The sequence below is a fragment of the Parabacteroides sp. An277 genome (assembly GCF_002159645.1).
Taxonomy (GTDB): Bacteria; Bacteroidota; Bacteroidia; order Bacteroidales; family Tannerellaceae; genus Parabacteroides.
Genome location: NZ_NFJB01000034.1, coordinates 1 through 15214, shown reverse-complemented (window position 1 = coordinate 15214; position 15214 = coordinate 1). Strand labels below are relative to the sequence as shown.

General features: G+C 46.1%; 11 protein-coding genes. 4 read left to right on the top strand and 7 right to left on the bottom strand.

Annotated elements, in window-relative coordinates:
- Positions 1-42: 42 nt before the first annotated feature.
- The 7 genes from B5F77_RS12485 to B5F77_RS12455 all read right to left on the bottom strand — a co-directional run bounded on the left by B5F77_RS12485 (position 43) and on the right by B5F77_RS12455 (position 11337).
- On the bottom strand, positions 43-1755 hold the full coding sequence (locus B5F77_RS12485) for a RagB/SusD family nutrient uptake outer membrane protein (RefSeq protein WP_087331265.1): 1713 nt from the start codon (positions 1753-1755) through the stop codon (positions 43-45).
- Between the two features lie 12 nt (positions 1756-1767).
- Complete coding sequence (locus B5F77_RS12480; RefSeq protein ID WP_162607996.1) at positions 1768-5172, bottom strand: TonB-dependent receptor; 3405 nt, start codon at positions 5170-5172, stop codon at positions 1768-1770.
- 142 nt (positions 5173-5314) lie between these two features.
- A complete protein-coding gene (locus B5F77_RS12475) occupies positions 5315-6253 on the bottom strand; it encodes a FecR domain-containing protein (RefSeq protein WP_087331235.1) in 939 nt (312 codons plus the stop codon).
- An 86-nt stretch (positions 6254-6339) separates the two neighbouring features.
- A complete protein-coding gene (locus B5F77_RS12470) occupies positions 6340-6903 on the bottom strand; it encodes an RNA polymerase sigma-70 factor (protein ID WP_087331233.1) in 564 nt (187 codons plus the stop codon).
- A gap of 435 nt (positions 6904-7338) precedes the next feature.
- Positions 7339-8745 (bottom strand): amidophosphoribosyltransferase, encoded by a 1407-nt coding sequence (locus B5F77_RS12465; RefSeq protein WP_087331231.1) that lies wholly within the window; start codon positions 8743-8745, stop codon positions 7339-7341.
- 146 nt (positions 8746-8891) lie between these two features.
- On the bottom strand, positions 8892-9338 hold the full coding sequence (locus B5F77_RS12460) for a hypothetical protein (RefSeq protein WP_087331229.1): 447 nt from the start codon (positions 9336-9338) through the stop codon (positions 8892-8894).
- Complete coding sequence (locus B5F77_RS12455; RefSeq protein ID WP_087331227.1) at positions 9328-11337, bottom strand: glycoside hydrolase family 3 C-terminal domain-containing protein; 2010 nt, start codon at positions 11335-11337, stop codon at positions 9328-9330. The genes B5F77_RS12460 and B5F77_RS12455 overlap by 11 nt, the downstream gene beginning before the upstream one ends.
- A gap of 224 nt (positions 11338-11561) precedes the next feature.
- Between B5F77_RS12455 and B5F77_RS12450 the strand changes: the two genes are divergently transcribed.
- From B5F77_RS12450 to B5F77_RS12435, 4 genes are all read left to right on the top strand, one after another.
- Positions 11562-12770 (top strand): site-specific integrase, encoded by a 1209-nt coding sequence (locus B5F77_RS12450; RefSeq protein ID WP_087331225.1) that lies wholly within the window; start codon positions 11562-11564, stop codon positions 12768-12770.
- Between the two features lie 11 nt (positions 12771-12781).
- Positions 12782-13153 carry a hypothetical protein gene (locus tag B5F77_RS12445; protein ID WP_072530733.1) on the top strand — a complete coding sequence of 124 codons (372 nt, stop codon included), beginning with the start codon at positions 12782-12784 and terminating at the stop codon, positions 13151-13153.
- Positions 13154-13448: 295 nt separating this feature from the next.
- Positions 13449-14642, top strand: a complete 1194-nt coding sequence (locus B5F77_RS12440) for a DUF5906 domain-containing protein (RefSeq protein ID WP_072530732.1) — start codon at positions 13449-13451, stop codon at positions 14640-14642.
- A gap of 89 nt (positions 14643-14731) precedes the next feature.
- Positions 14732-15061 carry a hypothetical protein gene (locus B5F77_RS12435; protein ID WP_140392878.1) on the top strand — a complete coding sequence of 110 codons (330 nt, stop codon included), beginning with the start codon at positions 14732-14734 and terminating at the stop codon, positions 15059-15061.
- Positions 15062-15214 lie beyond the last annotated feature (153 nt).

The window sequence follows — 15214 nt, the reverse complement described above, 5'->3', positions numbered from 1 at the left end:
TTGCCGCAAAATTGCAGCAACATCCCGTATCCCCGTTTTAGCTTAATATCCCGGGTTCTGCTTCATGTTTGGGTTGATCAGCACTTCCGTAGTCGGGATTGGCCAGAGGTATTGGCGTTCGTTCCAGTTTTTCGTGGCCACGACGGCAATCTTCCCCGCCGCTTCCAACTTCGTAAAGTCCGCCAATCCGTTCTCGTCGATATCCGGCGTGAATGCCCAGAACCAATCGCCCGTATTGACCACATTCTCGATGAGCAAAGAAGAGGGATAAAGCATCATGTAGACTTTCTTCGTCATCACCTTGTCCATCAATTTCCAACGGATCAAGTCCATGTACCGAAGTCCCTCTTTCGGGAATTCCATGCGGCGTTCCATACGCAATTGAGAGCGCAATTCCTCTTGGCTCACCATCTGGAAGGCAGGATATTGGTCCGTAGCCGATTTATCCACGCCATACGCACGGGCACGTACTTCGTTCATCGCGTCCAACACCGACTGGTCGATTTGGTTCAACTCAATCTTTGCCTCGGCATAGATTAACAGGATGTCGGCGTAGCGGATGATGATTCGGTCGGCCTCCGAGCGCATGGCATTTTGCAAGCAGCTCTCGTCCAAACCTTTCTTCCATACCAACCCATTGTAAGAAGCATACTGGGCGTTGGCACGCGTATCGTTGTTCGTAATCATTTCACCGGTATTATAGTTCATGACTTGTAACGCTTCCGGATGCGGATTATATTCCACGCCGCACCAGTTCTCGCCAAACGGAACGATCGTCATACTCAAACGCGGGTCGCGGTTCTTGAACGGGTCGTGCGGATCGAAAAGCGGAGACTCATCAATAGGAAGACCATCCGTGCAGACATAAGCCGCCAACAAATCCCACGTCGGGTTTGGTGCGCCATAACCGCCTACGTTTCTGGGCAACGGATACTGCGCATTGTTGTAAATACCGTATTCAATCGAACGCGGAATCAAGAAAATCGATTCCGAAGAGTTCTTCGTACTTTGCAAGAAGAGCTCACGATAGCTGGGATGCAATTGGTAAATGCCCAAATCCATAACCGCTTTAGCTTGTTCGGCGGCCAGCTCATAATCGCCCATATACAAGGCATAGCGAGCTTTCAATGCCATGGCTGCGCCTTTGGTTGCCCGTTGCTCTCCGCCTGAATAAGATGTAGGCAATCCTGCAATCGCCAAATCATATTCATCGTACACGAATTGCTTGACGGTTGCCAATGGCGTACGTCCCATCGCCAGTCCTTCGTCGATATCGATATCTTCTTCCACCAAAGGCACATCACCGAATTTGCACATCAACTTAGCGTAAGCCGTAGCACGGTGGAAATGGGCTTCCGCGATCAATTGGTTGATAGCTGTTTCGGAAGCTCCGTTCTCGATAGCCCGTTGCGCTTTATGGATGACGCCGTTTGCACGGGCAATTACTTTGTATTGATTGTCCCAAATGGTGGTAATCGTTGAGTTCTGTCCTGTCAACGTACCCAACTGGAAATCGGTCAATGCTTCACGATAAATGTTATCGTCCGACCAGTCCGTGCTGGCATCGCCATCTTCGTCCAACGTCCAAAATTCACTTTTATACAATTCGTTTACGGCCATCTTGACCTCCGTCTCATCGGAATACCACGTTTCTGTGGAACCATACGAAAGCGGATTCAAATCCAAATCGTGGCAAGAAGACAATAAAACCATTCCGCTGAAAAGCGCAATTATGATATTTCTATTTCGTTTCATATTTTTCATCATTTAAAAATTAACGGATACGCCTAACAAAACAGAAGAGGTGATAGGATAACCTGTCGCACTCACTTCCGGGTCCCAACCATGCGGATATTTGCTGATGCAGAACAAATCATTACCCGATACATAGAAACGGACCATATCGATGCTTGCCTTTTTGGTCAATTCCGTCGGAAGCGTATAACCAATCGTCAAGTTCTTCAGACGTACATACCGACCATTAAATAACCAATAATCAGACATAGCCATATTCGCCTCTACATTATTGCGGGTCAAGCGCGGATATTTAGCTTCCAGATTCTGCTCTGCCGTATTATTGACGCTCCAATAGTTGCCTTCCAACAATTCAGGGAAACCAGACCAGTTTGCATTCAGACCTTCCACCATTTCGCGGGCGATGCGGGCATTTTGCTTACCAACACCTTGGAACATCAAAGAGAGGTCGAAGCCTTTCCAAGAAGCAGATAGATTAACACCATACATATAGCGAGGCAGAGAACCACCTAATAATACACGGTCGTATTCCGGAGAAATAATACCATCAGGCACGCCATCCGGTCCGGAAATATCTTTATATTTGATATCACCAATAGTTACATTGTCATTCAATTTGGGAGAATTGGCAACCTCTTCAGCCGTTTGGAATAAGCCATCGCTCAAATAACCGTACCATTCATTGAATTCGCTGCCTTCCATTTTTACTTGGTCTCCCAAATATTCTGTTCCACCCAAGTCGCCCATACGGGAAACGAAATCAGATAAGTTTGCAGATACCGAATAGCTGAATTCGCCAATTTGATCGCGCCAACCGATTTCGATGTCATATCCTTTCGTATCCATCCGACCTGCATTCACATACGGATTATCATAGCCGATGAAACTCGGAATTTCTGTGGCAATCAACATATCCCGCGTATGCTTTTGGTAATAGTCGAAAGCAAAGGTCAAACGGCTATCTAAGAATTGGGCATCCAAACCAATGTCCCAAGTTTCGGTCGTTTCCCATGTAATATCCCGTACGGCATAAGCCTGTTGTGCTGCTGTTGTCAAAGAGGTTACGGTATTTCCATTATAGAAAAGAGACGAACCGAATATAATGGCAGATTGGTAAGGATAATAGTTCTGTTTGTTAGGATCGTCTTCGTTGGTCACATCCGTAATACGTTCATTCCCTAACGTACCCCAAGATCCTCTTAGCTTTAAATAAGACAACCAATTCCAATTCAAATCCTTCATGAATTGTTCTTCGCTCAATACCCAACCAGCTGAGAACGAGGGAAAGTTTGCCCATCGACTATCTGCGGCGAAACGAGAAGAACCATCACGGCGGAAGTTGGCCTGAATCAAATAGCGATTGTCGTAGCTATAAGCTACACGACCGAAGAACGAACGATAGGCATATTCTTCCGCATTTCCGCTATTGTCTCGATAGGTTTCTGGACCCACGTCTAAATAAGGATAATCTTTTAATTCGTACTGGTCACGTGAAGCCGTCAAGTTTTCCCACGAAGCGAAAAAGTCTTCATAACCCACCATGATGGAAAGAGAGTGTTTACCAAACGTTTTATCATAATTGGCGAAGATTTGAGAAGTGATATCGTAGTTGTCGTTTCGCTCTTCGGCTAAATTGGTTGTTTGAGTTCCAAACATGTACCCACGAATCGTATTGGGATCGTTTGCATAAGTATAAGGTACTTGCTTTGTGAAGTTCTTTATTTTGGTGAAATAATAATTCGGAGCGACGACTGCAGAAATTTTTAACCCGTCAAAGGGTGTGATATCCAATCCTGCTTTACCGCCGACTTGTGTACTCCATGTTTTCCTAGTACCACCATCGGTTATGACAGCTAATGCGTTTTCGCCATCTTTTACATCTCCCCATAATCCATTTGTCCAACGGATCGCATAGATAGGAGGAGTGGCTCGTATACCAGCAGCTAATGGATTCGCATGAGGTGTTTCGTCGCTCGAGCGATTAAAATTTACATCCAAATGAGCCGCAATCCATTTGTTTACTTGGATATCGTTGTTTACGCGAACCATGAAACGTTCGTAATTCCGGTTCTCATACAAACCATCTGTCTTATCATATCGGAAAGAAGCCTTTGATTTCACAACTTTACTACCTCCTGATATATTTACAGAATGTGTCTGGCGTGGTGCAGAACTCTTCAATAAGGCATCTTGCCAGTCTACTATTGGGTAATTGTCTGGGTCTGTTGCATGATTTCGTACCCAATTATTTACTTGATCTTCCGAATAGGTTTGATACCAACCTCCGGCGTTGTTGTCATTGTAGCGTGTTTCATTTACCATTTCCAAAAAACGTTGTGCTCCTACGTATTCTGGAAGTTCAGTCGGCATTTCCCAGCCATACTCAAAGTTATAACTCAATGATAAATCATCTGCTTTTGCACGCTTTGTTGTAATCACAATGACACCGGCTGCTGCACGAGAACCGTAAATAGACGCAGATGCCGCATCTTTCAGTACGGAGATGTTTTCTACATCTTCAGGATTTACCTGGTTGATATCGCCTGGGACACCATCTATAATAACTAACGGGCTGGTTTCACCAATTGTCGTCACACCACGAATCCGAATAGAAGCAGTTGCGCCTGGAGCGCTGTTATCGCGTGTCACCAATACACCTGAAGTCGCACCTTGCAAGGCTGTTGATAATTGAGTGGTCCGACGGGAAGCCAGTTCGTCTCCTTTCAAAGCACTCATGGAGCCGGTCAAATCCTTTTTCTTCATTGTACCATAGCCAACAACAACTAATTCATCCAATGTTTCACTGTCTTCTTGGAGGGTTACGTTGAGATTGGTTTGGTTTCCAACCAGAATGGTCTGCGTAGAGTATCCGATATAGGATATTTCCAATACGGCATCCGCTGTGACTTCCAATGAGAATTTACCATCCATATCAGTGATTGTACCGTTTGTCGTGCCTTTCACAATTACATTGGCTCCTATTACCGGAATTCCAGCCGCATCCAAAATGGTTCCACTAATAATTTTCTTTTCTTCTTGTTGAGGGGTTGTGCTTTTGTGCATCAACAAAATATTATTACCTTGAACAGCATATACGATGTCTGTCCCGGCAAACATGCGATCTAAAACTTTTGCTACCGTTTCATTGTTTGCCTTGATTGATACGATATGGTTCAGGTTTACTTTTTTATTGTAAACAAAAAGATAATCGGTTTGTTCTTCAATTTGTTTAATAATATCTTTCGCTTGCTTCTGATTTGCGTGAATGCTCACTCGCATAGTTTGCGAATTGACTTGTGCCGCAAAAGCAGAAGAAATGCATAACAATCCAAATAGAGATGTTAACTTCATAACTCTTGGGATATTAAATTCGGTTAATGTCAAGGCTTTCGATACCTTGACCAAATTCTTTTTCATAAATTTGCATTTAATCTAATTGTACTTTACTGCCTGCGTATGGCGCAGGCCTCCTTTTTTAAGTTAATAATTGTTTGGGCCGGATGCTGTGTGAACAGCGTCCGGTTTTTATTCTTATTCTGTTTCCTTCCTCATAGGCATTTTATTTAATCGTTATTTTATTTTGTTCGTTATCTTTCTCGTATTGAAAATGGTGTTCCAGTTGCAATACTTTCAGGACTTGTTCTACGCCGTCTTTTGTGCGGAACTTTCCGGTATAGTATTCATTCAGCAGATCTGGGTTCAGAACCTCTATCTGGACATCGAAATAGAGGGAGAGTTTTTCCACAATTTCCGAGATAGGTTGGTTGCGGAAGCATATCAGCCCCTCTTTCCATTTGAAATAATCCAATTCTTCGATAGGGTTGGATTCATATTTCCCGTCTACGTACCGTACCTGTTCGCCTGGCTGCATTTGATAAATAGCTGTTTGGTCGTCTGTTTCCAGCTCGACGCTTCCTTCAAGCAACGCTACTTCGAATCCCGCCTCTTCGGCATAAGCCGAGACGTTGAATTTCGTTCCTAATACGCGTACATTCATCTTCGGGGTCTTTACCAAGAAGGGGATTTGTTCATTCCGTTTTACATCAAAATAGGCTTCGCCTTCTAATTCCACGGAACGTATATCGCGGTTGAACGTCACGGGATAGACCAACCGTGAATGGGCATTGAGCCATACATGCGTGCTATCTGGCAGAAGTAATTCGGCTCGTTGTCCGGCAGGAACGTAAAGTGTTTGATAGGTAAGCAGCGAGGAATTATGCTGACGGTAGTCGATAATCTGTTGGATACCTAACACCAACAAGACAATAGCTGCTACTTTGAGCAATTCGGTTATAAAAAATCGGACTTGTCGCTTTTTTTCGTGGACCTCGGGGGAAGGGAATGTGGATTGGTTCATCACCGTTATGTCATAGACTTTATGCAATGCCATGAACTCCCTGACGTGTTCCGGGTCGGCATCCAACCAGTCTACGACTGCATCCGCTTCTTCCTGCGAGACGTTTCCTTCCACATATCGTTGTAACAAATCTTTTTCCATGCACATTCTTCTTCCTTTTACATATAAGAAGACAATTCAAGCGAGGGAATCCCTGAATAAAAAGGAAAGAAAATGCGAAATTTTTTTTAATGGCTGTGTAGGTGCGTGTAAAACAACAAATAAAAGATGGGCAAATAATCCTTCAACGCCACGCGGAGCGCCTTGAGGGATTTGGTGATATGGTATTCTACGCTTTTCGGCGCGAGATGCAACTGTTCGGATATTTCCTTGATGCTCATCTGCTTGTATCGACTCATGATAAAGATGCGGCGGGTTTGTTCGGGAAGGGATGCCAGCGTGCGGCGCAGGATTTCCGTAATTTCGGTCGAGAAGATTTCTTCGGGGTTGCAGGCTTCGAGCGAGCTGATGCGATAGTGGATGTCCCGAATTCGTTTTTGGGAGATGTGTTCCATCGCCTCTTGGTGGATGGCCTCGTGCTTCAGGTAGTTTAGCGACTGATTTCGCAGGATGAAGGTCAGCAAGGCTAAAGGGTGTTCTACCGTTTCTTGTTTCAACGTGTCCCAAAGGCGTATCAGGGCATCTGATGCGATGTCCTCGGCCGCCATCTCGTCGCGCACATAAGATTTGGCGAAGAGGAACGCACGCTTGTAGTACTCGGTATATAACTTACTGAAATTCCAGCTTTCCACGTTTATATTGGTTTGTTTTCCATGTTTCTTTCATGCAAAGATAAGGCTTTTCTTTTAAAAAGATATGACAATTTCTTTAAAAAGAGTCATCGCCACAGCCACGTAGATTGATTTTAATGCATTTGAGTACTCTATTTGATAAAACGAAGGTGTGTTTGTATATATTGAGTAGTCAATTTATATGAACACGGTTGCATTCGTTTAAATTGAGTAGTCAATTTATACGAACACAGTCATGTCTATAAGTATTGAGTTATCAATTTCTATAGATTCATTTGTGTTTAATAAGATTGAGTAGTCAATTCTATCAGATGCAGCCTTTTTGAGCTCTATTCCGTTGAAAGGCGGGTGAAAAAAGAAGGTCCGGAAGCAGCGGAGGGTAAATTCCGCGTTTTCGGACCTTCGAAAAGTCGTCAAAATAACGGTATCAGGACGTTAGAAATGGCTGCTGCCGTCAAAACAATGTGTGCAGACCTTGCATTTCGGCAAACCGATGGCTTCGATGAGGGTTTCCAACGTGTTAAACTTCAAAGAGCTGAGGCCAAATCGCTCGGCAATGGTTTGTACCATCTTTTGGTATTCGGGCGAATCAGTGGTAGCGTATTTGTCGAGGTTTTTGTTCTCGTCGCCTTCCAGCTCTTTGATGATGCGGCGCGTAATCAATTCCAAATCGCTCTTCGAGGAAGTAAAGCCGATGAAGGGGCAACCATAAATCAGCGGCGGACAGGCAATGCGCATGTGTACCTCTTTGGCGCCATAATCGTATAGAATCTTTACATTGTCGCGAAGCTGCGTGCCGCGCACGATGGAGTCGTCGCAAAACAGGATGCGTTTGCCCTGGAGCATGGCGCGGTTGGGGATGAGTTTCATTTTGGCAACCAGCGAACGCATCGACTGATTGGCCGGCGTAAAACTGCGCGGCCAGGTGGGCGTGTATTTCGCAATCGCGCGGTGATAAGGAACCCCTTTCCCTTCGGCGTATCCTAAAGCCATGCCCACGCCCGAATCCGGGATGCCGCAAGCGCAATCCACTTCCGATTCGTCTTTTTGCCCCATTTTGTATCCGCTCAAGAAACGTACCTCTTCGACGTTTTTGCCTTCGTAACAAGAGACGGGGAATCCGTAGTACACCCACAAAAAAGAGCAAATCTGCATTCCCTCGTTGGGTTTGCGCATTTGCTCTATGCTATCGGCTCGCAGACGAAGGATTTCGCCCGGACCTACGTAACGGTCTATTTCATAATCCAGATTGGGCAAGCTGCTCGATTCGCTGGTAGCGGCATACGCGCCCTCTTTCCGTCCGATGACGATGGGCGTGCGTCCCCATTTATCGCGTGCGGCGATGATGCCGTCTTCCGTCAGCAGCAACATCGAACAAGAACCTTTGATGCGGTTGTACACGTTTTCGATGCCCTCTACAAAATCTTTTCCTTGTGTAATTAACAAAGCAACGAGTTCCGTCTGGTTTGTCTTCCCGGAGCTTAGTTCAGAGAAGTGCATGTTGGCCGCAAGGAGCTCTTTTTCCAGTTCGTCAATATTATTGATTTTTGCCACCGTTACAATCGCAAACTTACCTAAATGCGAGTTGATGACAATCGGTTGCGCATCCGTATCGCTGATGATACCGATGCCTGCATTTCCCACAAACTTGGCCAACGAAGCTTCGAATTTAGTTCGAAAGTAAGAATTTTCAAGATTATGGATTGAACGCATGAATCCCGCCTCCTTATCGTAGGTAGCCATACCACCGCGGCGAGTTCCTAAATGTGAATTATAATCTGTGCCATAGAACAAGTCTGTAGCACAAGCCGATTTTGATATCGTACCAAAAAAACCACCCATGTGTTTATGCTTGTTTTAGAAAATATGGGGGCAAAGGTACGAAAAAAGCCTATTCTCTCGTATTATCTGGCGTATTTTTCGATGCAGCTCAAATTTTTTTGTAAAAACGCTCCAGCGTGAGAAAAATCCGCTGGAGCATTTTCCGGTTACTTTTTCAGCTGGAAACTGGCGATTAACTTCCCGTCTTGGATAGAAAGGTGAAGTGTGTAATCTTCAAAAAGGTAATCAGTTTGAAGCGATTCGCCATCGATGTCCAACTCTTCGCCCGAACCTTCGCCTTCGTCCAATGTGATTTGGTCTTGCAAAGTAATCGCCCAATAACTATGGAGAGGAAAAATGCGTTGATAGGAAGTACAGGTTTCGTCCTTGAACGAGAACTCGTAATAGACATCAAATTTCCGACATCGTTCATCTTCTTCTTCGCAGCTTAATGCTAGTGTGGAATCGGTTTCCGATAGTACTTCGGCGCCAACGCCTTTTCCCGTAATGCCTGTGCGGATTTCCGTTTTTGATTTGCCCAGCCATTCTTGTGCTGTCCCTGAGAGCAGCGCGATGAATGACAAACAGGTTGTAATGAAGAATTTACTTAACATAGAATTCTGTTTTTAAAGGTGTTGATTGTGATGAATTACCCACAAAAAGATAAAACTTACCAGGTTCGACTACGAACTGGTTGTATGCGTTGTACATTCCGTAAGCGCGGCGGTTGACGCGGAACGTTACCGTTTTTTCCTCTCCCGGTTGTAAAGATACGCGTTCAAATCCGCACAGTTCCTTTTCGTATCGGGAAATAGAGGAGACTTCGTCGTTGAGGTAGAGTTGTGCTACCTCGTCGCCGGCACGGTCGCCTGTATTCTTTACCTTGCAAGTAACGGTTAATGTGTCTCCGTCGGCAATTTCTGTGCTGGATATGTGCAAATCGCTAAATTCGAAGGATGTATAGCTTAATCCATATCCGAAAGGATAAAGCTCACCAGAGACACGCGCAAAGCCTCGTCCTGTTGAACCGGGTTTAAAGGGAAATGCCCAAGGAATTTGCCCCACAGACTTCGAGAAAGTCACGGGGAGCTTCCCACTGGGATTTGTTTCTCCGAAGAGAACTTCCGCCACGGCCTGTCCGGAATATTCACCTGGATACCACGCTTCGATAATGGCGGGCAGATGCTTGTCTTCCCAATTAATCGTCATGGGACGCCCGTTGAACATCACTAAGATAGTCGGTGTACCTGTTGCTTGTACGGCACGTACCAGTTCCTTCTGATGACCTGGCAAATCCAGTGAGACACGGCTGCGTGATTCACCGATTGTACGCGTATCGTCACCCACGTATACAATGGCTACATCGGCTTGTTTGGCTGCCATAACTGCTTCTTGAATACCTTTTTTCTCCTTTTCGCTCAGTTCAAAATACATGATATCGCTTTCAGGGAAATGTTTATCGCGGACATTGCATCCTTTCACATACGTAATTTCCGTGTTTTTGCCTACTAAGTTTTTTATTCCTTCTAAACCAGTTATTACATGCGGATTATGTGAACCATAACGACACATGAGTGATTGGGCATCATCGGCTAAAGGTCCGATTACGGCTACACATTTCACAGAATCTTTTTTCAATGGCAGGATACCGTCGTTCTTTAACAACACAATGGATTCGCGCGCGGCCTGCAACGCTACTGCCCGATGTTCATCGTTATTTACAATCTGGTTTGCCGCCTTCGTATCTTTCGTACAAGGTTCATCGAAGAGACCGAGCCAGAATTTCACATATAAAACCTCGCGCACGCGCTGATTCAACGTCTCTTCTGAAATCAGTCCTTGTTTCACGGCCTTACGCAAAGGGATTAAGAAATCTTCCGGTAATTCAAAGTAAGTGCGGATATTCGTGCCGGCGTTGATTTCCTGTGCAATCGATTCTTCTGGGCTTCCGGCTACATGATAGAGAATTTGATTCTGGTCGTTTCCCCAACTATCAGAAACAATATATCCTTTAAATCCCCATTGCTTACGCATCAATTCGGTCAGAAAATAGGAGCTGGAGCTCATTGGTATTCCATTGTAATCGTTCATCGAGACCATTGTGCCCAACGCGCCTGCCTCTTGAAAGGCGATGCGGAAAGGTTCCAAATGCAGTTCGTGTACCTCTTGCGGTGTCGCATGCGGGTCGGTTCGTGCATAACCATCGCGTCCGCCGGCTGGAACTCCATATATAGTGAAATGCTTGGGTGTGGAAACAACCCGTTCGCGCTGAAGTCCTGTCACTTGTTGTCGACCTAATTCTCCCACAAGGTAAGGGTCTTCCCCATAAGTTTCGACTGTACGTCCCCAGCGAGGGTCGCGTGCCAAATCCAATATAGGAGAATAGATATTGGTATAACCCAGTGCACGTGCCTCCTTCCCGGTAATTTCCCCGATGCGGCGTACCAGCTCTTTGTCCCATGTGCTACCTTGTCCGATTTGTGCGGGGAAGAATGTAGACTTTTCGTGTTTCAATCCACGTATGCCTTCGTTTGTCATGTCAGCAGGGATACCAAGGCGTGTTTCTTCGACAAAATAATAGGATAAAACGCAGAATAAAGCAAATTTGAGCATTCTCGCTGACAGTCAGAGAGTTTGGCTTCGGATGGAACAAATTGGCATAAGGTCGGGAAAACGGATTTAGGCAGATTGCAGAAATAGATGCACTTCCAAATCATTACCCGACACCTGATGCACATTTAACACTAACGGTCTCTATTTCTGCGTTCTGCGTAGGTTTACATTCTGCCTTTACAACTCCCGTAAACTAATTTTGCACCAAACAAAAAGCAAGGATTATGAGGAGTACATTCAAGACCGTTTTTTATGTAAACGGAAGCAAAGAGAAGAACGGAATTGTCCCCATCATGGGACGGGTTACAATCAACGGGACTATCGCACAGTTCAGTTGCAAACAGAGCATCTCAAAAGAACTTTGGGATGCCAAAGGCAACAGGGCGAAAGGCAAGAGCCGAGAGGCGGTGGCGGTCAATTATGCCCTTGACAACATCAAGGCGCAGATAACGAAGCACTACCAGCGGCTTTCCGACCGTGAGGCGTTTGTCACGGCAGAAATGGTACGCAATGCCTATCAAGGTGTAGGCACGGAGTATGAAACATTGTTGCGTGCCTTTGATAAGGAGAACGAGGCATTCGCCAAACGGGTGGGCAAAGACCGTTCCAAACGCACATATCTGAAATATGTCATTGTCAGGAGATATGTTGCGGAGTTTATCAAGAAGAAATACAAGCGGACGGACATAGCGATGAACGAACTGACCGAGGACTTCATCCGTGACTACTGCCTGTACCTGCGCAACGAAGTCGGGCTGGAACAATCATCCGTGTGTGTATACTCCATACCGTTGAAACACATCGTCACCGCAGCCCACTATAACGGGAAGATAGCGAGAAACCCGTTTGCGATGTACCATCTTGACCCTGACCACAAGGAGCGTGGCTTTCTCACGGAGGATGAAATTCAGGCGTTGAGTGCAATCAAGCTGGACAATCCCAACTTTGCATTGGCAAGAGACCTGTTCCTGTTCGGTTGTTGGACGGGAATCTCGTTCACGGACATCAAGAACCTGACCACCGACAACATCATTGAAATGAATAGTGCATCGTGGATTGTGTCGAAACGCCAAAAGACGGGCGTACCGTTCCAAATCAAGTTGATGGACATCCCGATGCAGATTATCAAGCGGCATGAAGCGTTCAGGACTGACAAGCGGCTGTTCAATATCGGCTCGCTTGACATGGTGAACAAGCGCATCAAGAAAATAGCTAAAAGATGCGGTATAGAAAAGACGGTTTCATTCCATCTGAGCCGCCATTCATTCGCTGTTTTGGCATTGAATTACGGTATGCCGATAGAGAGCGTGAGCAAGATTTTAGGACATACCAATATCACCACCACGCAAATTTACGCGAAAGTGACGAACAAAAAACTTGAAAACGACATATCCGATTTCGAGAGCAAGGTAAGCGGACGTTTCGCCATATAAACGCACAGGGTATGAAACGGACAACAATCACGATGGACGAGTACGGCAGGGTTGCTGTACCGTCCGATGCCGCCAGCGTATGGATGAGCGAAATGGAACTGGTGGAACTTTTCAATGTAATCGTTCCTACACTCCGTGCCACCGTCCGATCCGTGTATAAGAGCGGAGTGTTGAAATCTTGCGAGGTGGAAACGCGTATCAGGCTGCCTAATGGCTATTATGCGGAAGCGTATGCCCTGCCAATGGTCGTTGCACTTGCCTTCCATATCAACACACCCAATGCCGCAAGGGTGCGCAATGCCCTTTTGGAAAGGATGTGCTTGCGAAAAGACAGACAAATGCTGTGGCTTTCGTTAAGCGACAGACAGCCATGTAAATGTTAATGGGTGCGATTATTCGTCAATATATCCATTCGTCAATACGCCCGTGTGGTTACACATCCATACCACTATCATATCAGTCCGAAGAAGTGCAGTTTTGCTTCTTCGGGCTTTTTCTTTTCACCTTTTGATGGCTGGCATTGCCCGTTTCGCTGCATTTTCTTGTTTGTCGGTTTCTTTTGCGCCGTTCTGCATAGTTTTACGTATCAAGGTTTTAACCGTCATGCCGTAGCTTTGCAGCCATGTTTAATCCGCCTGCCGACAGGGTGTCGGCGGCACTAAAACCTATATTTGAAACATGGAAAAGAAAGAAACATTCATCCGAGTAGGCACAACGCTTTACAAGATTGTGGACCAGCCCCGCATTGACGGCGGCTATGTGAGAAAGCGCATCGCATGGAACTCCGAGACCCTGCGGCAGGACTACGGCAAGGATTACATGGCAAGTGTCCCGAAGTATGACGGCTTCTGCACCGTACCCGACCATGTGGGCTACCAGCCCGTTGTCGGCAAGTTCCTCAACCTCTACGAGCCGATAAACCACCAGCCGCAGGAGGGCGACTTTCCCTGCATCCGCTCGTTGGTGGAACACATCTTCGGCGAACAGTACGAGTTGGGCATGGACTACTTGCAGCTGCTCTACCTCTATCCCGTTCAGAAACTCCCCATCCTCCTGCTCGTGTCCGAAGAACGGAATACGGGCAAAAGTACGTTCCTGAACTTCCTGAAAGCCGTATTCCAAAACAACGTGACGTTCAATACCAACGAGGACTTCCGCAGCCAGTTCAATTCCGACTGGGCTGGCAAGCTGCTCATCATGGTGGACGAGGTATTGCTCAACCGCCGTGAGGACAGCGAGCGTTTGAAGAATCTCAGTACCACGCTTTCCTACAAGGTAGAGGCGAAAGGAAAAGACCGTGACGAGATAGGCTTCTTCGCAAAGTTCGTGTTGTGTTCCAACAACGAGCATCTGCCCGTCATCATTGACATTGGCGAGACACGCTATTGGGTGCGGAAAATTGTGCCGCTCAAGAATGACGATACAGACTTCCTGCAAAAGCTGAAAGCGGAAATCCCAGCTTTTCTCCATTTCCTGCAACACAGGCAACTCTCCACCGAGAAAGAAAGCCGCATGTGGTTCAACCCGAAGCAGCTGGAAACAGATGCCTTGCGGAAGATTATCCGAAGCAACCGCAACCGTTTGGAGATAGAGATGGCGGAACTGCTGCTCGACATCATGGCAAGCACGGGTGTCAGTTCTGTTTCTTTTTGCCTCAATGACATTATCCCGTTGCTTGTCTGCTCGCAAGTCAAGGTGGAGAAGTCGCAGGTTCGGAAAGTGGTGCAGGAGTGTTGGAAGCTGGCTCCTGTATCTAATTCGCTTTCTTACACCACCTACCAATACGATTACAACCACGAATGTCACTATTCACCTGTCAGACGGATTGGACGCTACTATACGGTAAGCAAAGTGCAGTTGGAAACACTCTGATATTTTGATGAAATGATGAAAGTATATGTAAACATAAAAATAACAGCGACTTACATGCTCATCAAACCCTCAACAAAAGTATTTGGCTGATGAAAAGAGAAAGCGGATGCAGCCTCACACATCACTTTTCTTTTGGCGAGCGGTTTGATGAAACGCTGATGAAAGGTTATTGCGTTAGTTGTCAGTATATTAGACTATCCAATCATCAATTCATCGGATTTTCACCCCTCATCAAGTCCGCCGGGAAAGCAACAAAGGTGAATATCGCCATCCGTAGGCTGGTCGGACGGACTTCCGTCCTGCCGACCGACAAGGGAAAGCCGATGTCGCTGGCGAAAAGAAAAAGCAACCAATGTCCGCCAACATCGCCGCTGACACCACCGCAGGCTTTTGGGAAACAAAAAGCCATAGCTCATTAGGGCGTTTTCTTCACGCACCGCTTCGCTCATGCTAAAAACACCCTAATGAGCCAATGGGGTTGCACCCCTCTGGACACCCCCGTTTGTCCTGTGCGGCATGACCGCAGGCGGACGAACATTGACAAACAAGTTTGTAGAACCTCAAAAACAAGA

Bases quoted from the DNA above. Each gene is read 5' to 3' on its own strand.
- B5F77_RS12485 (WP_087331265.1), bottom strand. From the start codon at position 1,755: ATGAAACGAAATAGAAATATCATAATTGCGCTTTTCAGCGGAATGGTT.
- B5F77_RS12480 (WP_162607996.1), bottom strand. From the start codon at position 5,172: ATGAAAAAGAATTTGGTCAAGGTATCGAAAGCCTTGACATTAACCGAA.
- B5F77_RS12475 (WP_087331235.1), bottom strand. From the start codon at position 6,253: ATGGAAAAAGATTTGTTACAACGATATGTGGAAGGAAACGTCTCGCAG.
- B5F77_RS12465 (WP_087331231.1), bottom strand. From the start codon at position 8,745: ATGGGTGGTTTTTTTGGTACGATATCAAAATCGGCTTGTGCTACAGAC.
- B5F77_RS12460 (WP_087331229.1), bottom strand. From the start codon at position 9,338: ATGTTAAGTAAATTCTTCATTACAACCTGTTTGTCATTCATCGCGCTG.
- B5F77_RS12455 (WP_087331227.1), bottom strand. From the start codon at position 11,337: ATGCTCAAATTTGCTTTATTCTGCGTTTTATCCTATTATTTTGTCGAA.
- B5F77_RS12450 (WP_087331225.1), top strand. From the start codon at position 11,562: ATGAGGAGTACATTCAAGACCGTTTTTTATGTAAACGGAAGCAAAGAG.
- B5F77_RS12445 (WP_072530733.1), top strand. From the start codon at position 12,782: ATGAAACGGACAACAATCACGATGGACGAGTACGGCAGGGTTGCTGTA.
- B5F77_RS12440 (WP_072530732.1), top strand. From the start codon at position 13,449: ATGGAAAAGAAAGAAACATTCATCCGAGTAGGCACAACGCTTTACAAG.
- B5F77_RS12435 (WP_140392878.1), top strand. From the start codon at position 14,732: ATGAAAAGAGAAAGCGGATGCAGCCTCACACATCACTTTTCTTTTGGC.